We start from the raw sequence: 23,169 nt of genomic DNA on the forward strand, positions 1-23,169 counted from the left end.
TTTAGCACTGTTTTGTTCACTGAATAACGCTTAAGGTCTGCTTTGGATCTTGGAGGGGGCCTTTGGAAGTTAGTTCTTGTGACGCTGATATGTAGAAACTCAATGAATGCTCAAATGTAAATTTTTCAGTCAGTGACTGCAATATGTAGTTTCTATCGTTTCCAAAAATTAAACTTTTAACTACTACCACCATGTTTCTTAAAAAATACATAAATTGATTAATATAATTTACTACCCCAACCAAGTTTTGTACGTAACACATTGAAATAATTATAGTCTTTGGGGTGAATCAGAGACAACTTCGCTGGGTTTTTACTTATAACAATTTCGTCACCTGGTAACACTGTTAGTACAATATGACTATCACAACTGACTTGCATATTATCGGTATTCTCAGGCGATACTTTTAACTTTACTATGCTGTTGGCATCTACCACTATGGGGCGGCTGCTTAATGTGTGAGGAAACATCGGTACCAAGGTTAAAGCATCTAAGTTAGGCGTAAGGATCGGACCTCCACCGGATAACGAATAAGCCGTAGAGCCTGTTGGGGTAGCCACGATTAACCCATCTGAGCGCTGGCTAAATACAAAGTTATCATCGAGGTACACCTCAAATTCCATCATATGTGCTACTTTACCGTGATGAATAACCACTTCGTTTACCGCAGAGTCTTTGCTTTGTACTTTACCATCTCGATAGACTTCCACTTCTAGCAAGAAACGTTGTTCTATTTGGCATTCGCCATCAAAAATACTGTCAAGTTGTGGTTCAAAATTTTCAGGAGCAATGTCGGTCAGAAAACCTAAGTTACCTCGGTTAACACCGACGACAGCTACATTAAACTCTGCCAGGATCCTAGCCGCACCAAGCATATTACCATCACCACCCACAACTATAGCTAAGTCAGCTTGTTTACCAATATCTGTTATATCTGTAGGTTCAAAACCATTAGTATCTAATTTATGTGCGGTTTGTTTTTCGACTAGCACCCGACAACCGCGTTTAGTCAAATAAACTATTAACGCCTTGAGACTTAAATTTGCACCTTGATGCGCTTGTTTGCCAATTAAACCTACGGTTTTAAACTTCATTGAAAACAACATAAATTACTATTTGTTAGAGTATAACCATGGGAGAGATTGAAAGTCATATTTTTCGTTTGGATTATTTGATTGACTACAGGAAATGATCCTCCCTATAGTGTGACTTTAAATTTGTGTACCAATAAAAGAAGAGCGTTAATTAATGGGGCCATTAATGTTAGACGTGTCAGGCTTTGAACTGACACATGAAGAGATAGATATCCTCGACCATCCCTTAGTTGGGGGACTTATCTTATTCAGCCGTAACTACCACGACCAACAACAACTTTCTGACTTGGTTCGGCACATAAGAAGTGTTACGCGTAACGACATTATTATTGCTACAGACCATGAAGGGGGAAGGGTGCAGCGCTTTCGTCAAGGATTTAGTGAAATTCCTGCAATGGGTAGTATCATCCTTCAAACAAATGAAAATATTATAGAATCAGGCTATTTATGCGAGCAATTTGGCTGGTTAATGGCTGCAGAATTACTCGCGTTCGATATTGATATTAGTTTTGCTCCTGTGCTCGACATACAGGGTGTATCTGAAGTGATTGGTGATCGTGGTTTTCATCAAGACCCTGAAATAATTGTTCAATTAGCCAGCGAATTTATTAAAGGGATGCACCGAGCTGGTATGTCTGCCACCGGTAAACATTTCCCAGGCCACGGAAACGTTCGTGAGGATTCTCATATAGCAACACCGGTTGATCACCGTAGTAAAGAAGACATATTTGCCCTTGACATGTCAATTTTCACATCAATTCACCAACAAGGTTTACTTGACGCGGTGATGCCTGCACATGTTATTTATCCTGATGTAGACAACTTACCTGCGGGTTTTTCAAAAATCTGGATCAATCAGATTTTACGCCAAGAATTGGACTTTAATGGGGTCATATTTTCTGATGATTTGTCTATGCAAGGTGCGGTACAAATAGGCAATATTGTAGAGCGTGCCGAGCAGGCTATAAAAGCAGGTTGCGACATGGTGTTAGTGTGCAATGATCCCAAAGGGGCAGTAAAGGTGATTGATGGTTTACCCTTAGGTTTGAGCTTACATAAAAAGAGTTTAGATAGAATTAAACGCCTCATGAAAAATCCTAGTTTAGATTTTTCTAACCTGAAAAAAAATACTGACCATCAAGTTGCTTGTAAAGTATTGGACCAATTTTATGCAAACTAACAATAAACTAATCTTACTTTCGGCTATTAGTTCCATTGTTATGTATTTTGGGCTAATAGCTGTTGGTCAGCCCCACTTGATTGCTTCTACAGCCTCTATCACGCTGTTAACTGCCATGTTGTGGGTAACTGAAGCGCTGCCTATTCCTGTTACGTCGCTTATTCCATTTTTTGGCTTTCCTATGGCGGGGGTGTTGACTCATAAAGAGTCTGCATCAGCGCTGGGCAGTCACGTTATTTTATTATTGATGGGTGCTTTTATGCTCTCAAAGGCATTGGAAAAATCTAATGTACATAGCCGATTGGCTTTTTACCTAGTAAATCTAACTGGCGGTAAAAGTGCTAAACGGTTGGTATTTGGTTTTATGCTGACCGCTGCCATTCTCAGTATGTGGATTTCCAATTCAGCCACAACCTTAATGCTTTTACCTATTACGCTTGCAGTTTTACAGCATGTAAAAGATCCTAAGCTGACTATTGCTATGTTGCTGGGTATTGCTTATGCAGCCAGCTTAGGTGGGGTTGGTACCCCAGTCGGCACACCCCCAAATATTATTTTTATGAGTGTTTATCTTGAAACACAAGGTAAAGAAATCAGTTTTATAGAATGGATGAAAACAGGTGTACCTATAGTTGTTATAGGTATTCCGATTATTGCGTGGTGGTTAACCCGTAATCTGGAGAGCAGTCAAGAATATATTTTACCCAGATCCGGCGCTTGGCAACCAGCTGAAAAGCGGGTGCTAATAACATTTGTTATGGTTGCTTTAGCATGGATGTTTAGACCCTATTGGACAGTATGGCTAAATATGCCAAGTATCGGCGACAGCAGCATTGCTTTGGCCGGGGTGGTGCTAATGTTTATTATTCCTAATGGAAATAAAGTTGAAACAATAAAGACCCCTGTTAAAAATAGTAAATTTGGTGAAGTAACCAATAAACTCAAGTCAGATAAATTACTTGACTGGGATACCGCTGTGTCCATTCCATGGGGCATGTTGTTGTTATTTGCAGGTGGTATATGTATAGCAAAAGCGTTTTCTGCCTCCGGACTAAGTACTTTGATGGGAGACGGTTTAACGGGATTATCTGACCTACCAGTGCCCTTGTTAATTTTGTGTATATGTTTGTTTGTGACTTTTTTAACTGAAATCACCTCAAATACGGCCACTGCAACATTGTTGATGCCAATACTCGCCGCAGCTGGTGTTGCAGCTGGTATTGATCCTGCTTTAATGATGATGCCAGCAGCTATCAGTGCTAGTTGTGCATTTATGTTACCTGTTGCTACTGCTCCTAATGCCATAGTTTATGGCATGGATAAATTCAGCATTAAGACCATGGCCAGAGAAGGTTTAATGCTCAATATAATCTTAGCATTTATAATAACTGCAGTGAGCTACGTGACTTTATCTTAAGTTAGTACGTCTTCTAATAAGCTATGTTTTAACTTGGTAACGATTGATATCTGTGACCAATTTGTTGTCAGTTAATAAAGTAATCACATAGTTCCTTTTGCATCATTTTTGCGCACTAGATAACTAGTTTAGTGCAAATCAAAATTAGATCTTGATCACTCTCCGTGTAAATAGTGGCCGTACAAGGCTGGCATCAATTCTGCTATGTAGATTTGGTACAGCACTTTCTCCTGTATTCCCATTTATAGAAAATTTTGCTAAGGGGTGTTATGGAAGTTGAACTGTTGTTGTTTGTAGGCACGCTATGTATAGCGGGTGCAATTGCGGGTATTACAGCTGGATTGTTTGGAAATGGTGGTGGATTTGTTGTGGTTCCAGCTTTATTAGCGGTTTTTCCATTTTTTACTGAATCGTCGGGGGAACTCATTAAAGTCGCTATTGGTACTTCTTTGGCATCAATTGTTGTCTCAAGTGCCCGTTCTGTGCAAGCACATAAAAAAATGAATACCGTTGACTTTGCAATTTTGAAAGACTGGTCAGTCTGGTTGGTTATTGGGGTGTTAATTGGTTTATATATAGCCTCGAAAACAAGTCCAGAGAGTTTAATACTTGTGTTTGCTACAGGTGTTTTATTTTATTCAATATATTTTTTATTTCCAGGAATTTTTAGTGGTTCTTCAAACACCTTAACTATGCCGCAAGGCGCATTTAAAGCAGGGTTAGCTTCTTTTTTAGGTGGGTTTTCGGCTTTGCTTGGGATAGGCGGTGGAACGATTACAGTCATGACAATGGTGATTTGTAATCGCAGTGTTCACCAAGCAGTCGCCACGGCTGCAGGTGTTGGCTTTATTATTGGTTTACCTGGAGCAATTGGATTTTTGCTGATGGGGCACAACGTCATCAATCTTCCATACGGTACAGTTGGGTATATCAATATACCTGCGCTTGTTGCCATCAGTGCGGGTTCAATATTGACAGCACCTATAGGTGCTAAATGGGCGCATAGTTTGGACGAGGTCAGTCTAAAGCGAATGTTTGGACTTTACTTGGTGGTGGTGTCCATTTCTATGTATTACAAAGCATTTTAAATCTAATTAGAGACAACGAAAGGATAATGACATGACAGACAATTTAAGTAGACGATTATTTTTACGCGGGACTATAGCAACCGTTTCTGCAGTAGCAGCAGGTGGGTTGGTTTCTTTGTCGGGTAACGCGCTTGCGGGACATCATACTGCTCCGGTTATTAACTATGGACCAACTGCGGGTATTGCTAAACTTAACGCCAATGAAAATCCTTATGGCCCAAGCCCAAGTGCAATGAAAGCTATCATGCAAGCTAGCGCTAAGGGCGCATATTATGCTGCAGAGCCCTACAAAGTATTGGTTGATATGATAGCCGAGAAAAATGGCTTGAATAGTAGCCAAATTTCATTGAGTGCTGGCTCCAGCGGTGTGTTGTCTTATGCTGCTAACGCTGCTGCTACAAAAGGCCTAATACTAGGACCTGATTTGTTTTGGGATACCACGGCTAAGGCTCCACAGAAAACTGGCGGACCAAAAATCAAACGTATAGCCAAAACTGCTGATTTAAGTATTGATTTAGATGCCATGTATGCTGCTATTGATAGTGATGTCGCTATGGTACACGTTACTAATCCAAATAATCCTACTGGGTGTTTATTGGATGCTGGAAAGTTAAGGGATTTTTGTATAAAGGCTTCTAAGAAAACATTAGTGTTGGTGGATGAAGCTTATAATGAAGTCACCGATATGCCTGAGACCAACTCAATGGTTTCTTTGGTCAGAGAAGGGCATAACGTAATAATCGCTAAAACTTTTTCTAAGATATATGGCCTAGCAGGTATGCGTGTGGGTTATATGATGGCGTCTGAAGAAAATACCGCTAATATTAACCGCTTTAGTTTGGGCGGGTATGCCATGAACCAAGCTGGATTAGCTGCGGCTATTGCCAGTTATAACGATGAAGCCTTTTTGAAGATGTCCAAATCAAAAATTGTTGAGGGACGCGAAATGGTGTTGGATGCACTTAAGGCAAATGGGTTAAAGGCACTGCCTTCTTCGACTAATTTTATATTTGTCGATTTGGCACAAGGCAATGCTGAAATATTTCGACAAAAAATGGCTGAACAAAATGTGTTAATTCGAGGCATTTATCACGATTATGATCATTGGTCTCGAGTGAGTATGGGTCTCATCCCTGATGTGCAAAAATATGTCAATGCATTGCCAAGAGCATTGGAACAGACATTAGCATTATCTTGAATACACCCTTAAATATTATCTTGCACATTATCTTGCACATAACTATTCAAAATAATAACTGACCTCTCCAGTCGCCCAAGGAATGGGCTTTTTTTACTAAATTCAAAACAGTTTTACTGACCACTTGCATAGCAAGGCTTGACGTTTTCTTTGTGTTGTTTTGCAATAGAACTGTGCGTGTAAGCTCTGGATTTATAACAGATATAGCCTTTAATTGTTTCGCCTTCTCTAAATGAAAGACAGCTGAGGATGGTAAAAGCATCAACCCAAACCCGTCGGTAACGTAGCGTAAATTTGTCATCAACAAACCAAAGTTGGGTTTGCCCCAGATCCTCACTCCGGTTTGAGTTTCGTAACGATTCAACATTTGTACTATGGGATCATTTTGTTGCGGTAGAATAATTTCAAATTCTGTTAACTGCTTTAATTCAATTTTATCTTTTTTGACAAGCTCTTGATACATGTTAGATTTTTTTTCAGTACCAACGACAAGATAAATATTTTCTTTAATTAGCGGTGTGCTGAAAAAGTTTTTATCCAAATGAGTATTTTCATAGGTGATGGCTAAGTCGATTTGCCCGCTGCTCAGCCATTGATTTATAAAATCAGTTGTTCCACATTGCAATGTCAGTTCTATATTGGGGTAATTTTTCTGAATGGCCTGAGTTAATGGAATAGCTAATACATTACAAGCGGCCTGAGTTATACCGAGAGATATGTGACCTGATGGATTTGCTTCATTATCAACAATTTCACTCTTAGCGATGCTCATCTGACTTACAATAGATTTAGCTCTAAGATAGAATTTTTTACCACTTATAGTTAACCTCACCCCTCTGAAGTCTCGCTCGAACAATTGCACTGATAATTCGTGTTCCAAGTTAGAGATTTGCTGACTTACAGCCGGTTGCGCTATATCCAGTGCTTTCGCCGCCGCAGTAATACTGCCTTTTTCCGCCGTTTTTAAAAAGTATCTAAGCTGCTTACTATTCATTCGGTGTTCATACCTGTTAATTGAGTCTTGCAACATAGCTGTGCAATCGAGCCTGTAATGCACATTTAGTCGTTATTTTATGAATGTTTACCTAGTTTTAACTACACGTTTTATAGCTCGATACTTTTTGGATACAATTACCATGCCACTGAATTCTTTCAATGTCAGTAATATAGAGGACTTTAATGGGCATAAGAAAAACAAGGGGGGAAGACATGAAATTTGCATGTCTGATTGGCATTTGTGTTGCTAAATATAATTGATAAGCCGGTTTTATTAATGTTTTGCTACCTAAAAAGGTGCAGTGCACGAACTCACCCCACTTTTCAAAAATAGTGTTTAACGTTTATTAAAGTGTTAGGCACTTCGTTTCCAGAAACACACATATCAGACATAATAAGAGGTTAAACATGCTCAAACTTCATAAACTTAGTCAATCTATCAGGCGAACATTGCCTGCAATTGCAGCGACTTCAGGACTAATATTTGTATCACAGAGCATTCTTGCACAAGACACAGACCAGACAGACAAACCTAATTTAGAAAAAATTGTTGTAACTGGTTCCAGAGGAGCGCCTAGATCTCTTGCTGATTCACCTGTACCGGTGGATGTTTTTACTGAGAGTGACTTAGTATCTGTTCCTTTTTCAGATACTAACGACATTTTAAAAACGTTGGTGCCTTCTTATTCTTTGACACGTCAACCTATTTCCGATGGTGCTTCATTTATTCGTCCTGCGTCTTTGCGCGGTATGCCGACTGATAAAACATTAGTGTTAGTTAATTCAAAACGCCGACACCGTTCAGCTCTGGTGCAGATTGGAGGTTCTGGCACACAAGGACCTGATGTAGCTACTATTCCTGCTTCAGCACTTAAGGCAGTAGAAGTGCTTCGCGATGGTGCCGCCGCTCAATATGGCTCAGATGCGATTGCTGGAGTCATCAATTTTGTATTGAAGGATAATGACGAAGGCGGTTCATTCTCCCTTAACACTGGGCAGTTTTATGAGGGGGATGGTGAACAAATTACCATGACCGGTAATATGGGTTTTGCTTTAGGTGATAAAGGTTTCTTTAGCCTTTCAGGTGAATATTCTGATACTAAATCTACGTCGCGTTCAGTGCAATACTGTACTGGCAACGCTTGCTTAGATCCCAATAACGATAATTATTTAGGGGGTGGCCGTTTCGATAATACACTTTCTGGATATTCTGATGAAACGTATGTTGCTGGTCTAAGCACTGCCAACTTAGGTGGAGAGAGTGTCGTCCAACCTTGGGGCCAACCTAATAACTCTGCGGTGCGTCTTTTCTTTAACTCTGGTTATGAAATCAGCGACAGCATGAAGTTTTACGCATTTGGTAATTATTCTGAAAGTGAAGGAGATGGTAGTTTTTATTATCGTTATCCTGGCAATGGCACGATTGAAAATTTACGAACCGAAGATGGGGGACTCTATAGTCCTTTAGAAAAATTCCCAGGTGGTTTTACACCGCGATTTTTTGGTGACATCACCGATATGTCAATTTTGAGTGGTCTGGAAGGTGAATTTTCTAATGGAATGACTTATGATTTCAGCGGTCGTTTTGGTTCAAATGAAATTCAATATACACTCAAGAATACTATTAATCCTTCAATGGGTCCTGATTCGCCTACTTCATTTCGCCCAGGTGATTTGATTAACGAGGAATTACAGTTCTCTGCAGATTTTGTCCAAATTATTGATATGGGTATGGAAAACGAAGTGCTGTTTGCCTTTGGTCTAACCTACATGGAAGAAAGCTATGAGTTAGTAGGTAACGATGTGGATTCCTATGCGGCAGGACCTTATTCTTTAGGTGACCCTTGGGGTTTCTGTGACAATGATGTTGCAACTGCAGCCGGCTTAGCAGTAATTGCAAACGGCTCAACCTTGGATTGTGCTGATAGCAGTGATGCGGTTTACACAGCGGTTGGAGTCGGTTCAAACGGTTTCCCAGGGTACTCGCCTGAATACTCAGGTAAATACGAACGTGACATGGCTGGTATCTATATAGACGTGAGTACTGATGTTTCTGATGCATTGTTTGTTCAAGGTGCATTACGTTATGAAGATTATTCTGATTTTGGTTCCGAGTTAGTAGGAAAAGTTGCGTTTAAATACAGCTTAACTGACGATTTTAATTTGCGTGGTTCTATGGGTACGGGTTTCCGTGCACCCACCCCTGGTCAACAAGGGACAACAAATGTTTCGACTCGACTGCCCAACGGATTCCCAGTTGCCACGGGTTTATTCCCTGCTATCAGTCCTGTAGGCCAAGCATTAGGTGCAGAAGCTTTAAGACCAGAAACATCGGTTAACTACTCCATCGGTTTTACGGGTAATGTTGATGATTTGAATATTACTTTAGATTTCTATAGCATTGCTCTAGAAGACCGTTTTTATGCTGTTTCAACCTTAGCTGTGTCAACTGATACGACATCAGGTGAAGCTTATAATAACTTTTTAGCTCTTGATGCTGCCGGCGTTGATGGGGCAAATACTATTGGTGGTGTAAACTATTTTCAAAATGCATTTGATACAACCACTTCAGGTTTTGATTTTGTAGCCACTTATACAATGGGTGATACTTTGCTGACCGGTTCAGTTAACTATAATTCAACAGAAATCGATACAAACATTGATGTAGTGTCTGAATATTTGAATGGCGAAGATCAATTTGATTTAGAAAATGCCCTTCCAGAATGGCGCGGTGTGCTTTCAGCAAAACATGATTTCGATATGTTGACTTTACTGGTGAGGGCAAATGTATATGGTGCTTATGAAAACGCCACTAATTCAGCCGGTACTAACATCCAAGAGTACGATGCTAGTGTATTATTTGATGTGGAAGTGAACTATCAAGTCAGTGATAGTTTGAGTGTTTCTGCTGGTGCCCGAAACATATTAGACACTTACCCAGACGAAGATGAAGGCGACATGTGTTGTGGCGCTATTTACTGGTCTGCTAACATTGTTGATTGGCAAGGTGGTTACTACTATGCGCGGTTGAACTACTCATTTTAATTGGGTAAAGATTGTGTGTTAAAACAAAAAACCGTCTTTAAGACGGTTTTCTTAATGCTCTACCATTAAGGCGAAGTGGTTATGGTAACAACTGTAGCCTAATTATGATTGATACCCTTAAGGTCGACCTCGAGCTGCTATAAATATACATTTATTTCTTCAGTTTATAGTTCGTTTTTGTTAATTTCGGTGTCTTCTTCTGGCCATCGATAACGATTAAGGCGCACAATCATACCAAATAGTGGATGGTCAAAATAATGCACTTGTTTACTGATAACGCGTCTGAGCTGATTAAAATTAACGCTTTGTAAAAAATTCGGTTCTTGAGAGCCCGGTTCCTGAAGGTTGGGTTGAAAAGCCATTGATTGTGGTAGTTCGTTCACAATTATTACACTTTGGTCAGGCAAACTAGATGGCAAACCTTTTACTTGCTGAACTTTATCTGGGTCAAATATTGGCTGTCTAAAATCCAAAGTGCTATCGATGTGCAAATAGGGTATGCGATTTATATTACGAAGATATACAGTTATCCCCCCGTCTAACTGCCAGAGTTCTTTGAGCATGACTGAGTCAGCAATTTTGCCCTGCTGGTTAGTATTCATGTCTTGCTCAAGGTTAACTGGTGTATCATCTGCTAAAGCAGTGGCAATCCTTGTCAATAAGTCATCTGTAACCGCTTCTCGTTCTTCGCCACTAACACGTGTTAATATTACTTGTTGCTGTTCTGGTGTTAAACCTGCCAGTTCCTGCTTGGGTATGTAAAAGTCGTCTGTTGGTTGATTCAATTTATCAAACAAACTATCCGTGTCATCAACAGCAGCTAAACCGTTAGCATCAAATTTCTGAGCAAAATTTTCACCTGCAAATAGCCTGAATGTTTGGCCTTTAGCTCGACTAAACTTGACTTCTTGGCGCCAGTTTAGATGTAATATTGGGGTGATATCTCGCTGCCTTTTAATTTTTTCATAAAGGTCGCGCATATACATCGTCGAAGTAGGCAACAAAAATGCGCTGCGTCTTTTTTGCCACTCAACACCATTGATGATGTCTGGAACGCGCTTGATTGTATATGCTGATTGAGCAATCGGTGTATCTTCTTTCAAAGCGTTCATTGACGCAAAAGATGGGTCAATCTGTTCTGCGTAAGCACAAAGAAATTCGCTAGGTATCTGCCATTCAATAAATTCAACTTTAATGGGTTGTCGAACTAAATCAAATTCAGCAGGTATATCACTATTTGTTTGTAACGCTAAGTCAGTACTATTATTTTGGGATGAGTCAAATAGGCTAATATTTTCGACATCAGAACTGGCATCGGTTGACTGTATTGGAGACCCTTCGTCAGTGGGCTGAACAAAGATATTTGTTGTAGTAACTTCATATTGAACAGTGTTTTCAGTTACTTCATCAGGGTTAATAGATAAATTAAGACCTGATTGTTGATTTGGTTGTTCTAGTTGTTTGTCTGTCTGCGTTACGGATGACTTTTCTGTTTCGGGCGCTGGTAAGGGAAAACTAAAGTCTTGTTCATATTGAGTTTTTACTGCTAATCGATTTGAATTTCGGCAATAAGGTAAACCCGCCCGTAGATAGCTTAAATTGGGATTCAAATAGGGTGTAATTAAATCTATAACGTCATTTGCAGGTTGCTCAAGTCGAGACTGTTTGAATTTTTCAGATATATCAGCGGCATCTATATTACGTTCAAAAATAATCACTTCAACATCAAACCACCATTCCTGCTCAGCTGCATGAACAGCCTGAGTTAAAGCGCTGGTACTGAGTAAAAAAGCAATTGCCCAGCTTACAGAAAAAGCACCCAAAACTATTTTTTTTATAGGATGCACGGTTATTTTATCTGTCATTAAGCAACTCGTAATTGTTGGCTAAACTCGGTTAGTATTCTATTGAACAGCTCAAGTCTATCTTTGGCTGATTCAGTAGGCACGTTAAATTTAAGTTTTTGTGGGCCATCTAGTTTGTAAATTTTCGGTTGTGATTGTATCAACTTAATAATAAAACTCGGGTCAATTTGGGTTTTCTGTGAGAACTCAACAAATCCACCTTTATTCGTGCCTTCTATTTTGGAGATACCAATTTGTTTGGCTTTTATTTTAAGCATGGCCATATCTAATAGATTTTTAGCACTTTGTGGCAACAAACCAAATCTGTCTATCAGTTCTATTTGTAGCTCATTGACAGCTCTTTCATCTTTGCAGCCAGCAAGTTTTTTGTATAAGGACAAACGTGTATTCACATCAGGAATGTAGTCATCAGGAAACAATGCGGGTAGACGTAAGTCAATATCAGTTTGTTCAGCAAGTGCGGATTCTAAAGAGGGTTCTTTTCCTTCTTTGAGTGCTTCAACCGCTTGGTCCAACATGTCCATATATAAAGTGAAGCCGATACTTGAAATTTGGCCTGATTGACCATCACCTAATAATTCACCTGCACCACGAATTTCTAGATCGTGTGTTGCCAGCGCAAAACCAGCTCCTAACTCTTCTAAGGATGAAATCGCATCTAGACGTTTTGCTGCATCTTTGCTTAAACGTCTTGGATGAGGTGTTAATAAATAAGCATAAGCTTGGTGATGAGAACGCCCAACGCGGCCACGTAATTGGTGAAGTTGCGCTAGACCAAGATGGTCAGCTCTGTCCATCACTATTGTATTGGCTGAGGGTACGTCAATACCAGTTTCAATAATCGTAGTACACAATAATACATTAAAACGTTGATGATTAAAGTCTGACATGACCTTCTCTAAATCACGTTCGCGCATCTGACCGTGGCCAATAGCGATACGTGCTTCTGGCACTATTTCAGCAATTTCTTCAGCAGTACGTTCAATGGTGTCTACTTCGTTATGTAAAAAGTAGACTTGTCCACCACGCAAGATTTCTCGCATGATGGCTTCACGTATTAATCCTTTATTACGTTGTTGCACAAAGGTCTTGATTGGTAAACGTTTAGCTGGAGGTGTGGCGATGATAGACAAGTCGCGCATACCACTTAAGGCCATGTTTAATGTTCTTGGTATCGGTGTTGCAGTTAAGGTTAAGATATCAACGTCTGAACGAAGCGCTTTAAATTTCTCTTTCTGGCGAACACCAAATCGGTGTTCCTCATCGATGATGACTAGACCTAAATCTTTAAATTTAAGGCGGTCTTGCAGTAAAGTATGAGTGCCAACCACTATATCCACTTTACCTTCACCGATAGCTATAACGGTTCCTTTCGCATCTTTGGCACTGACAAAACGCGACAACACTTCAATTCTAAAAGGACAGTTGACAAAACGTTCTTTAAAATTTTCAAAATGTTGACTAGCAAGCAATGTTGTAGGAACTAATATGGCAACTTGTTTACCCTGGTTAGCAGCGATGAAGGCCGCACGCATTGCAACCTCGGTTTTACCAAAACCTACATCACCACAGACTAATCTGTCCATCGCATTGCCTGACCCCATATCTTGGATAACAGCGTTGATGGCTTTTTGCTGGTCAATGGTTTCTTCAAACGGGAAACTATCACTAAAGGCTTGGTATTCATCCCAAGCAATTTTAAAAGCATGTCCAGGCTTGGCTGCTCGTCTGGCGTAAACATCTAATAACTGGGCAGCTATATCTCGCACTTTTTCAGCTGCTTTTTTCTTGGCTTTTGTCCAAGTGTCGGTACCTAAATGATGCAGAGGCGCATGGTCAATATCACCACCACTATAACGACTGATCAAATGAAGAGACGCTACAGGCACGTATAATTTGGCTTGTTTGGCATACTCTATGGTTAAATATTCTGTTGTAATCCCGCCTGCGTCTAATGTTTGCAAGCCTAAATAACGACCCACGCCATGGTCAAAATGAACCACTGGCTGGCCTACTTGTAATTCTGCCAAATTACGAATGATGGCATTTTCGTCAGTGCCTTGGCGTTTATCACGCTTGCGACGATGGCTGATTTTATGCCCAAGTAACTCAGTTTCAGTAATAAAAGCGATAGCACATTTAGGCTCATTCAGTAAAAAACTAAATTCGGCCGCTCCCACTGAAATACCAATCGTCTCAGCACTTTTCATAAAGTCATTAAAATGTTCAAAAACCTTGGGCTTAATTTCAGCTTTTGACAGTATTTCTAACAGCCCTTCTCGGCGTCCAGCAGACTCAGCGCTAAACAACACTTTAACTTTTCGTTGTTGCCACTCTTCTACTTGTTGTTTGAGTGATGCCCAAGGTAATTTATTTTGTGGTTTAAGCGCGACGTCACCCACTGATGCAGTGGCAAAGTTATAACTCCCGCTTTTAGCATCTAGAACTTCGTTTTGTATCTGAACTCTTGGCCACTCTTTTAGAGCTCCAAAAAGTTCTTCATAACGCATATAAATATCGGCTGGATGGAGTAAAGGCCTTGCAAGGTTATAGCGTAATTGTTCGTACCGGTGAGTAACATCTTTCCAATAATTTTCATGGGCTACTTGTAAATCACCGTGCATTAATATGGTTGTATCTTGGTTAAGATAATCAAATAAAGTTGCGGTCTTGTCGAAAAATAAAGGCAAATAATATTCGATACCACCTGGCATCAGACCTTTGCCTACTTGGTAATAAATAGACTCTTTAGAGTTATTTGCAGCAAACTTGCCGAGATATTGTTGCCTAAACAATAAACTGGCATCCTTATCCGTAGGGAATTCTCTTGCAGGTAAAAGTTTAATTTCATCAACTTTGTCACCAGATCGCTGAGTTTCTGGATTGAAGTGCCTGATGGTGTCTATTTCATCATCGAATAAATCAATTCGATAGGGGTGTTGGCTACCCATTGGAAATAAATCAATAATACTGCCACGAATAGAAAACTCACTATGTCCCATCACTTGATTGACATGCAAATATCCAGCACGCTCCAACCCTGAGCGAAAGTCATCAATATTTATCTTTTGATTGATTTTTAATATTAATAAATATTTACTAATATAATCTACGGGTGCCATACGCATCATTAAGGTATTGATGGGTACAATAAATACTCTTCGCTCGTTTTGGGTAAGTTGATACAGTGTTTCTAGGCGCTGGGAAACGATATCTTGATGAGGAGAAAAATTGTCATACGGTAACGTCTCCCAATCTGGAAAAAGTTGCACATCAACGGCTCGACCCTGTAAAAAATAATCGAGTTCTTTTTCGAGCTTAATAGCACTCGGCGTATCTGCGGTAACTAATAATATCGGGCCGGTGGCTAGTTTTGCTGCATTAGCTAATATTAATGCCGTGCTGCTGCCTTGGAGATTACCCCAATGACGAACATCATTTTTTGATTTAAGAGTATTGTGCGGTAAAGGTGGCGAAAAAATACTGTGAGTCATTAATTAATTTCGTTCTCGTTCTTTTTTAAGTTTTTTCTTGGCTCTTGCGTTTGCGTAAATTTGCTGCCTGCAAGTGTAAACTGGCTTTGACTAATAAGTCTTGGTCTTCTTCACGGATGCGAGTAAAAATGATAGACACATGGTACTTATCCTCCACAGGCTTACAAGCAATAACTTCAGCAAAACAAAAAATGGCTGTGGCTTCTTCTTTGATAAATAACTTGAGTTCGATCGTATCGCCTACTGATAACTGGTTTTCACTGTCAAGTATTATGCCACCGCCACCAAATTGAACTGAATGATAGGTATGCTCTTGTGCTGAATGTTGTTGAAGAATTAAAGACATCATCAAATCAATTTTTCTAGATTGATGATTAAGAAACTCAGCTAATTCAATAGCATGTTCACCTAAGCCGCGAAGCGGTCTTAGTGCCTTGGTATCGATACTTGATAGTTCACTTGCTATTTGGAATTCATAAGGCATATGTTGGTGTAAATCATCAGTTTCAGGTAACTCAAAATCATCTGCCACTAAACGCATATTGACTAAAATATTGTGTTTAATCATAAAAAACTCATCAAATTGTTGATGTTTTTCTTCTAGCGTCATGTCTTGCATTTTTAAACCCAACTTAGCTTTACTTGTGAGATTTACTCGGAGCACGTATTATTCAACATCATTCACCACTATACCAACAGTTAAAGCTAAATATTTTAACTGATTTGTTGTTATAAGAGTTTCCTTGTTAATGTTTTACCCACTCTCAGCTTTTATTGGTTTACGTTACGCTAAAGCATCGAAAGGCAGTCATTTCATTGCTTTTATCAATTTCTTCTCAGTTGCAGGTATCGCCCTCGGATTGATGGCATTGATCACAGTGCTGTCTGTAATGAATGGTTTTGAGGGCGAACTTAAGTTACGTAATTTAGGGATCACACCGCATATATTGGTACAAAATAAACCTGATGCAGATATCAGCGCTGATATGTTTAATCGCATTGAAGGTGTCGTAACCAGTGTCCAACAGATAGACTCAGAAGGTATAGTACAGTCTTCAGAGGGACTTAAAGGTGTTATATTTCAGGGTATTCAACCCGATATCATGCAACGCTCCTCTATTATTGCCAAAAATATGTTGGTTGGTCAGTTTACTGACTTGGTCAAAGGTGAATATGGGATCGTCATCGGCCGCGCTCTTTCTATCAAGTTAAATTTACGCATTGGCGAACAAGCTCGACTAATTGCCTCAGAAAATAGTTATTTTGGTCCCTTTGGGCGAATTTATAGCCAGAGAGTGTTTCGTGTTGTCGGTATTTTTAACATGGGCTCTGCTTTGGACGACAAAGCAATATTGATGCATATTGATGATCTCGCTAGATTGTTAAGAAGCAAAACACCAAGTTTAGCCCAAACTCGTCTATTCTTAAAAGATGCTTTCGATTATAAAAGCGTGGTTCAAGCATTAGATAAAGAAGGTTACAGCTCTACAAACTGGCGAGATCAACAAGGTGTGTTATTTGATGCGGTGAAGATGGAAAAAAATATGATGTCGCTGATGTTACTACTTATTATTTCGGTGGCAGCGTTTAATATAGTATCGGCTTTAGTCATGGTGGTTACTGAGAAACAAGGTGATATCGCTATACTTCTAACACAAGGTATGACAAGAAGTAATATAATGGGTATATTTTTGTTTAATGGTGTATACAACGGCATAAAAGGGACGGCAATCGGTGTTGTTGCCGGTGTATTGTTCGTGTCTCAAATCAATAATTTGGTCAAGTTATTTAATTTACCAATATTTCTTAGCCCAGATGGGCAGGGTGTTCCTACCGATTTACAATGGCAACAAGTTGTTTTTCTCATTGGCACATCACTTATTTTGTGTTTTCTGGCCAGTCTTTATCCTGCGTATCGTGCCGTAAAAGTTAATCCGGCAGATGCTTTAAAATATGAATAAGTTGAGCTTCGGTATACAATAGAAGACATAAAGTTTTACTTTGCGGTACCCGCGCTACAAATTTCTAAGGTTTATTTAATGGAAAAAACGTTTATCACTGCACAACAGCTACTTGAAGATTCATTTCGTGTAGCAGCTCAAGTTTATGAAAGTGGCTTTCGTCCACATTTTATAATTGGTATATGGCGTGGTGGCGCGCCTATTGGCATTGCAGTGCAAGAGTATTTTGATTTCAAAAAAGTACAAACTGATCATATAGCGGTTCGAACCTCGTCTTATTATGGAATTGATCAACAATCAAAAACTATTAAAGTGCATGGTTTACATTATTTGATTGAAAACGCTAATGCACAAGACAGCCTGCTGATTGTGGATGACGTATTTGATACAGGGCGCAGTGTTGAAGCCTTAATCAAACAAATTAAACATTTATCTCGCGCAAATATGCCAAAAGACGTGCGTATAGCTTGTCCTTATTACAAACCAAAAAATAACAAAACTGATATCGAGCCTGATTATTTTGTTCATGAAAGTGACGAGTGGTTGGTGTTTCCCCATGAAATATCAGGATTAACACCAGATGAAATAATTAAAGGCAAAACAGATTTAAAAAATGTTATGCATTTGTTACAACAAGATTGATCCTATCAAACGTAGAATAATTTACAGATTGGGGTAGGTGGCTACCCATTCTTAATGTATGAGGAAAATAGATGGACCAGCAACAAGTCAGAGAGTACCTTTCAAACAAACCTTTTACGGTAGAAACTTTTCCTTTTGGAGATGATATTTCAGTGTTTAAAGTTAAACATAAAATGTTCGCAACTTTAGCCGTGGACAAAACGGGTAAGGGAGAAAAATTATCTATTGATGAAGAAGATAGTTCTTGGCGGGTAAACCTCAAGTGTGATCCACAAGAAGCCATCGCATTGCGCAACAAATTTCCTTCTGTTATCCCTGGATATCATATGAGCAAAGTGCACTGGAACACCATCAAGCTAGATGGTTCGGTCCCAAACAGCGAAATACAGCGAATGATGGATAATTCTTTTAACTTAGTGGTTAATAATATGATTATGGAAGACCAACAAGCGATCCTAGATAGACTTTAACGGTCAATAACCAAAAGTGCTAGCAAGGTTAAAAGCGATTGAGCTGGCCTCAATTTGAAGGTGTTTTAACATTCATGGTTTATGAAAGTTTTTTGAATTGTTAACTAACGATGATGACTTTAGTTAAGTCATTTTTTTATAACATCGTGTGATGAGCATTACAGCGGGTTCAAATAGGCTGTTTTGGGTCTTGTTATGGGTTTTGGATGGCGAGATGTGTAAAGATCAGTGGCTATTTGATAAGTTTTCTCGGCAACTAATGATTAAATTTTTTGACGACAACCGTTACTTTGTAATCCTGTCACTGCAAATTAGAAGAACATTAAACGCCGCAAAATCCGAATAAATTCGTAGATTTTACATCATTAGTTTTTATCAAAAATTTCTCTATTTTGATACAGACCTGAGATTAAGAGACAAGTTAATTTAGAAAATATAAAATCAAACTCGTTATTATTGTTAGGTGTTTGAATATTTTGTTAATGTGTGAGTTTTTACTGAAGTAAGAATATCTTTTAGAAAACTCTAGTAAAATTCAGCTTGAAAATTCGAAAAATCACTTAACAACATTCAAACCATACCTTGGAAAATTTTCATTACTTATTAATGATGAGGCTATCCTTTACTCTGATTATTCTTAATAAAATAAGAATGTTAATCTTAAGAAAAGCTTTTATTTAACTGCCAAGTTTTTGTGTGTACTTCCACAAATTTAATAACAAGATTAAGGAATAAAATGAAGTTTAATCTCATCACCTCAACCATCACTGCTGGTTTTCTCATTGTAGGTGTAGCTGCAAATTTGAGTGCAGAAACAAATGATAAACAAGTACAGGCAATAGACTTAGTTGAAATGTTTGAAAAGCTAGGTGGTAAACACCCAGGCTTTAGAAAAGCTCATGCTAAAGGAATGTGTGCAGCTGGAACATTTGTTCCAGCATCGAACAAACACTTTACAGATTCTGCTTTGTTATCAAGCGGTGAATTACCAGTATCTATACGCTTTTCAGTTGGGGGTGCTAGCCCGAGCAGTGATGAGAAAGCACCAGGTACTCGTGGTATGGGCATACAAATTAAGCTGCCTGACGGTTCTTTGCACACGTTCACAGGCAACAATTTCCCGGTATTTGCTGGCAAAGATCCTGAAACCTTTTTAGGCTTTCTATCTACATTCCTTCCTGATGAAAATGGAAACGCAGATCCAGCCAAAACCATGGATTTTGTCCAGCAAAACCCCAGCGTATTAGCTAATGTGATGTGGAATCAAACAGCTAAAACTCCTGCTTCTTACGCCAATACCGCATTTTTTGGTATTCACACATTTTACTTTGAACAGCCTAATGGTCAAAAAACTAAATTTCGATGGAGTATTCAGCCAAGTTTAGGTGTAAAGACGTTGGAAAAAGAAGATGCGATTAAAATGCCAACTGAATTTTTAGCTGATACTTTTAGTCAACAACTTAAAGAAGAAACAGTTAGTTTTACAATTATGGCAAGCTTAGGTGAGGCACAAGACAGCGATATTGACCCATCACAGCAGTGGCCCAGTGAACGCCCACAGGTTTCGCTTGGCGAAGTGATCATCACAACCAGTGGTGGTGATGCATGTAAAAATACTAACTTTGATCCTAATATGATGTCCGCAGGTTTCACACCAAGCGCAGACCCAGTGTTGAGAATGCGTTCACCTGCTTATGCTATTTCTTTTGGCAAAAGATTGAGTAATCAATAAATAGTTAACTCACTATTTATTCTAACGGATACAAGCGTTTACCAGAAGGTAGACGTTTTGCTGCAAACAACTAATCAACTTGAGATTGTTGAACTATCGCTAGGTATGTCTAACAATCCAATATATTTAACTAATCAGACATCAATTTTAAACTCTATTTTAAACTCTATTTATACAATAACTAATTCAGCTTAAATTCCCAGCATGCTCAACTGCATATAAAAATGTCTGCTTCAAAAGATAAACATTACTCTGATTATCAAGCTACATTTAACAATGTGTCTGATTATTAAAGGCCGTTGAGCAATCATTATTATATCTATTTTTATATAGAATCAGGAAGACTCCCCCAGTTTGTTATAACAAAAATTGATGTTTAAAACTGATACTCTGCGAACACAAAACTGAATGTATAATCATTACTGTTGCTATTATCTTGGTGAATTGAAATATTTGATTTAGAACCTTACCTATTAATGTCATTGTAAGGATAAGTGAACCTGGGCCATAAAGCATAAATATTTTCTTTATCGATATTTTTAAAGTTATTATATTCAAAGTGGATCCTTCATGCACTTTACTAGGACAATACCGACGCCGTGCTTAATGGTTTGTGCGTTAAATAAATGGATTCATATTGCACTAATATCAACGCCATATTTATAACCATCACTCGATGCGATAGTTGTGCACTCATAAGATTGATTATTCATACCCTGTTAATTAACCCAATCTAAATCAGTACCAAAGTAAATAAAACCAATGCCTTAGCCTAAAGAAAAATAAGGGGCAATGTTTGGTTATTGATATAGTGCAGACGTCGACAAAAAATAATGATGTGGCTATTTTTAAAATAATCAAAAATGATTAACCTTATAAATTGGGTCGAGGTTAATTCGCAGTAAGCATAAGCTTGTAAGCAAAAAATAGGCGGCTAAGAAGCCGCCTAAAGTGTCTCAACCTTAGTTAAATCTTTTTCTAAAAATCACGACGAACAACTATAATAAGATAAGCCACCCACTTCGAAGAACTCGGGTGGTTTTAGTCTGTAATATTTATCTTCCATATCTTTTGATTGCTCGGCGTATGGTTGTGTCATTACTTCTTGTAACTCTCGCACCAAGGTGTAGTCCCCTTCGGCCGCTTGCTGATAAGCAGGTACAACAAACCATTCTCTCAAAATATATTTTGGATTGACTTGTTTCATCCGCTCAGAAACTTGCGCATGAGAAAGTGGTGAAGTAAGTTCATCACTGCCTATGAGCGACTTCCATTTTGTCAGCCACTGTGACCAGCGTTGATTAATGTCTTCTAGATCTGCCATGGCGTGTTTTGTGTTTTTGTAAAAGCTCTTTTTGAGTGGGACTATGTCATCAGGTACATTTGAAAGTTCACGAAAGAAGATGGTGTAATCTACTGGCGTTTGCGTCATCAGTTTTTCAAGCTCAATAAACAGCTGTTCATTAAAAGTGCTGAGTCCAAGTTTGGCAGCCCACATTTTATGCATTTGAGTTTGCATCACTTTTGAAAAATCAGTTTGGATCTCATCGAGTTGTAGCATGTGATTTTTATGTGACGTCATCAGAGGAAGCATTGCCTTACAAAACATTTGAAAGTTGCGTTGTGCTGCCATGGGTTGGTTCAAAAACGAGAAATGGTGACCTCCACCTATCCAAGACTGAAAGTGCGGATTAAATTCATCGCAAAAACCAAAGGGTCCATAATCAAGTGTGAAACCACCGACAGCACAGTTATCACTGTTAAAATTGCCTTGGCAGAAACCAACGCGTATCCAGTTAGCCATAAGTGAAGTCAGGCGGTTGCGAAATTCGTAAGCCAACGATAGTATTTTTTCAGGAGTGCTTAGTTGCTTATCAATGACATGTTCGTACTCACGATCAATGACGTGCAGCACAATTTTTTCAAGCTCTTCCATCGCTTTAGGATGTTCATTTTTACGGGCTCGACGACCAAATAGCTCAAGTTGACCAACTCGTATAAACGACGGTGCAACACGCGTCGATATAGCTACTGCTTCTGATATAAGCATATCAGGATCCTTAGAACGCGAACCCTGAGAGTACCATGGACGTTTAACCTCTTCCGTTTTCGAAACGTACAAACTCAAAGACCGTGAAGTTGGCACACCAAGCGAATGCATGTGCTCCTGTGCCAAAAATTCTCGGATACTCGATCGCAGGACCGCACGGCCGTCCGCGCCACGGCAGTATGGCGTTCGTCCGCCACCTTTTAGTTGCATTTCCCAACGTTTGTCTTTGATGACCGCCTCAAGCACGGAAACTGCGCGACCGTCTCCGTATCCGTTGCCAGTTAAAAATGGGCACTGCTGGATATATTCGCTGCCATAAATTGACAAGGCATAACCACTTGCCCAACCGATGTTTCGCATCGGTTCCGGCACGTCTGAAATATTACCAGAAAACATTCGCACGAAGTCGGCTGATGTTGCCATACTGTCTGCAAAACCGAGCTCCCGAAAAAAATCCTTGCTGTGTGTAACGTACTCTGGGTTTTTAATTGGGGTTGGGTTAACGGGTACATAATGGCCTGTGAATACCTGTCGCGGTAAATAGTCTATTCCGTTTGATGTAGCATCAGGATCGCAGTTAAGTGTGTCCATAAGTGAATAGTTTGCTAATTTTGCTAGCTCGTTGAGCGTTTCGACTTTTTTGGGGGGGTGGGGTAGTTGATTATTCATAAAATTGTCCTTAGGGCAGGCATCGAAGTTTGAATTAATTGGCAAAATTGATAAAAAATTAATAAAAAATTAATAAAAAATTTAATAAAGAGTATAACAAAATCAATTGTCAGTAACGTAACAGATTGAGTCGTCTTTAATGTTCGTACCATGTAGATATTTATTGCTTGCTTGTAGTGAGGACTAGGCTTTCGAGCCATACATCTAGCTAAAATTTCTAATTCTACATGTAAAGCATAAATAAGTTGCTCACTTAGCACCCGAATAT

15 protein-coding genes are annotated in these 23,169 nt (G+C 39.2%); 9 read left to right on the top strand and 6 right to left on the bottom strand.

Annotation, left to right across the window (positions count from 1 at the left end; all coding sequences use genetic code 11):
• Positions 1 to 218 precede the first annotated feature (218 nt).
• Entirely contained in the window at positions 219 to 1,094 is an 876-nt protein-coding gene (gene nadK / locus QZ562_RS01570; protein WP_293756052.1) for an NAD(+) kinase, read from the bottom strand.
• A gap of 154 nt (positions 1,095 to 1,248) precedes the next feature.
• Here nadK and nagZ point away from each other — a divergent pair, with 154 nt between their 5' ends.
• The 4 genes from nagZ to QZ562_RS01590 all read left to right on the top strand — a co-directional run bounded on the left by nagZ (position 1,249) and on the right by QZ562_RS01590 (position 5,977).
• Positions 1,249 to 2,274, top strand: coding sequence for a beta-N-acetylhexosaminidase (nagZ, locus tag QZ562_RS01575; protein WP_293756053.1), 1,026 nt, complete (start codon positions 1,249 to 1,251; stop codon positions 2,272 to 2,274).
• A complete protein-coding gene (locus tag QZ562_RS01580) occupies positions 2,264 to 3,691 on the top strand; it encodes an SLC13 family permease (protein ID WP_293756055.1) in 1,428 nt (475 codons plus the stop codon). The genes nagZ and QZ562_RS01580 overlap by 11 nt, the downstream gene beginning before the upstream one ends.
• A gap of 269 nt (positions 3,692 to 3,960) precedes the next feature.
• The gene (locus QZ562_RS01585; RefSeq protein WP_293756057.1) at positions 3,961 to 4,779 is read left to right on the top strand and encodes a sulfite exporter TauE/SafE family protein; all 819 of its coding nucleotides are present in this window, start codon (positions 3,961 to 3,963) and stop codon (positions 4,777 to 4,779) included.
• Positions 4,780 to 4,810: 31 nt separating this feature from the next.
• Complete coding sequence (locus tag QZ562_RS01590; RefSeq protein WP_293756059.1) at positions 4,811 to 5,977, top strand: histidinol-phosphate transaminase; 1,167 nt, start codon at positions 4,811 to 4,813, stop codon at positions 5,975 to 5,977.
• A gap of 46 nt (positions 5,978 to 6,023) precedes the next feature.
• On the opposite strand, the gene QZ562_RS01595 is transcribed toward QZ562_RS01590, so the two are convergent.
• Positions 6,024 to 6,971: a LysR family transcriptional regulator gene (locus tag QZ562_RS01595; protein WP_293756061.1), complete on the bottom strand. Its 948-nt coding sequence runs from the start codon at positions 6,969 to 6,971 to the stop codon at positions 6,024 to 6,026.
• A 410-nt stretch (positions 6,972 to 7,381) separates the two neighbouring features.
• Between QZ562_RS01595 and QZ562_RS01600 the strand changes: the two genes are divergently transcribed.
• Complete coding sequence (locus QZ562_RS01600) at positions 7,382 to 10,018, top strand: TonB-dependent receptor (RefSeq protein ID WP_293756063.1); 2,637 nt, start codon at positions 7,382 to 7,384, stop codon at positions 10,016 to 10,018.
• A 164-nt stretch (positions 10,019 to 10,182) separates the two neighbouring features.
• On the opposite strand, the gene QZ562_RS01605 is transcribed toward QZ562_RS01600, so the two are convergent.
• From QZ562_RS01605 to QZ562_RS01615, 3 genes are read right to left on the bottom strand one after another with little or no spacing between them, the layout of a single operon-like run.
• Entirely contained in the window at positions 10,183 to 11,883 is a 1,701-nt protein-coding gene (locus QZ562_RS01605; RefSeq protein WP_293756065.1) for a CsiV family protein, read from the bottom strand.
• Positions 11,883 to 15,377, bottom strand: coding sequence for a transcription-repair coupling factor (mfd, locus tag QZ562_RS01610; RefSeq protein WP_293756067.1), 3,495 nt, complete (start codon positions 15,375 to 15,377; stop codon positions 11,883 to 11,885). The genes QZ562_RS01605 and mfd overlap by 1 nt, the downstream gene beginning before the upstream one ends.
• 25 nt (positions 15,378 to 15,402) lie before the next feature.
• Positions 15,403 to 15,996, bottom strand: a complete 594-nt coding sequence (locus QZ562_RS01615) for a PilZ domain-containing protein (RefSeq protein WP_293756069.1) — start codon at positions 15,994 to 15,996, stop codon at positions 15,403 to 15,405.
• A 130-nt stretch (positions 15,997 to 16,126) separates the two neighbouring features.
• Here QZ562_RS01615 and QZ562_RS01620 point away from each other — a divergent pair, with 130 nt between their 5' ends.
• From QZ562_RS01620 to QZ562_RS01635, 4 genes are all read left to right on the top strand, one after another.
• A complete protein-coding gene (locus tag QZ562_RS01620) occupies positions 16,127 to 17,338 on the top strand; it encodes a lipoprotein-releasing ABC transporter permease subunit (RefSeq protein WP_293756071.1) in 1,212 nt (403 codons plus the stop codon).
• Between the two features lie 78 nt (positions 17,339 to 17,416).
• On the top strand, positions 17,417 to 17,980 hold the full coding sequence (locus tag QZ562_RS01625) for a phosphoribosyltransferase family protein (protein ID WP_293756073.1): 564 nt from the start codon (positions 17,417 to 17,419) through the stop codon (positions 17,978 to 17,980).
• Positions 17,981 to 18,051: 71 nt separating this feature from the next.
• Positions 18,052 to 18,450 carry an MmcQ/YjbR family DNA-binding protein gene (locus QZ562_RS01630; protein ID WP_293756075.1) on the top strand — a complete coding sequence of 133 codons (399 nt, stop codon included), beginning with the start codon at positions 18,052 to 18,054 and terminating at the stop codon, positions 18,448 to 18,450.
• A 736-nt stretch (positions 18,451 to 19,186) separates the two neighbouring features.
• Positions 19,187 to 20,182 carry a catalase family peroxidase gene (locus tag QZ562_RS01635; protein ID WP_293756077.1) on the top strand — a complete coding sequence of 332 codons (996 nt, stop codon included), beginning with the start codon at positions 19,187 to 19,189 and terminating at the stop codon, positions 20,180 to 20,182.
• A gap of 985 nt (positions 20,183 to 21,167) precedes the next feature.
• On the opposite strand, the gene QZ562_RS01640 is transcribed toward QZ562_RS01635, so the two are convergent.
• Entirely contained in the window at positions 21,168 to 22,901 is a 1,734-nt protein-coding gene (locus QZ562_RS01640) for a protein adenylyltransferase SelO family protein (RefSeq protein ID WP_293756079.1), read from the bottom strand.
• Positions 22,902 to 23,169 lie beyond the last annotated feature (268 nt).

Source organism: uncultured Paraglaciecola sp., assembly GCF_913058035.1.
GTDB lineage: Bacteria > Pseudomonadota > Gammaproteobacteria > Enterobacterales > Alteromonadaceae > Paraglaciecola.

Bases quoted from the DNA above. Each gene is read 5' to 3' on its own strand.
- nagZ (WP_293756053.1), top strand. From the start codon at position 1,249: ATGGGGCCATTAATGTTAGACGTGTCAGGCTTTGAACTGACACATGAA.
- QZ562_RS01580 (WP_293756055.1), top strand. From the start codon at position 2,264: ATGCAAACTAACAATAAACTAATCTTACTTTCGGCTATTAGTTCCATT.
- QZ562_RS01620 (WP_293756071.1), top strand. From the start codon at position 16,127: ATGTTTTACCCACTCTCAGCTTTTATTGGTTTACGTTACGCTAAAGCA.
- QZ562_RS01630 (WP_293756075.1), top strand. From the start codon at position 18,052: ATGGACCAGCAACAAGTCAGAGAGTACCTTTCAAACAAACCTTTTACG.
- QZ562_RS01585 (WP_293756057.1), top strand. From the start codon at position 3,961: ATGGAAGTTGAACTGTTGTTGTTTGTAGGCACGCTATGTATAGCGGGT.
- mfd (WP_293756067.1), bottom strand. From the start codon at position 15,377: ATGACTCACAGTATTTTTTCGCCACCTTTACCGCACAATACTCTTAAA.
- QZ562_RS01595 (WP_293756061.1), bottom strand. From the start codon at position 6,971: ATGAATAGTAAGCAGCTTAGATACTTTTTAAAAACGGCGGAAAAAGGC.
- QZ562_RS01600 (WP_293756063.1), top strand. From the start codon at position 7,382: ATGCTCAAACTTCATAAACTTAGTCAATCTATCAGGCGAACATTGCCT.
- QZ562_RS01635 (WP_293756077.1), top strand. From the start codon at position 19,187: ATGAAGTTTAATCTCATCACCTCAACCATCACTGCTGGTTTTCTCATT.
- QZ562_RS01625 (WP_293756073.1), top strand. From the start codon at position 17,417: ATGGAAAAAACGTTTATCACTGCACAACAGCTACTTGAAGATTCATTT.
- QZ562_RS01640 (WP_293756079.1), bottom strand. From the start codon at position 22,901: ATGAATAATCAACTACCCCACCCCCCCAAAAAAGTCGAAACGCTCAAC.
- QZ562_RS01590 (WP_293756059.1), top strand. From the start codon at position 4,811: ATGACAGACAATTTAAGTAGACGATTATTTTTACGCGGGACTATAGCA.
- nadK (WP_293756052.1), bottom strand. From the start codon at position 1,094: ATGAAGTTTAAAACCGTAGGTTTAATTGGCAAACAAGCGCATCAAGGT.
- QZ562_RS01605 (WP_293756065.1), bottom strand. From the start codon at position 11,883: ATGACAGATAAAATAACCGTGCATCCTATAAAAAAAATAGTTTTGGGT.
- QZ562_RS01615 (WP_293756069.1), bottom strand. From the start codon at position 15,996: ATGCAAGACATGACGCTAGAAGAAAAACATCAACAATTTGATGAGTTT.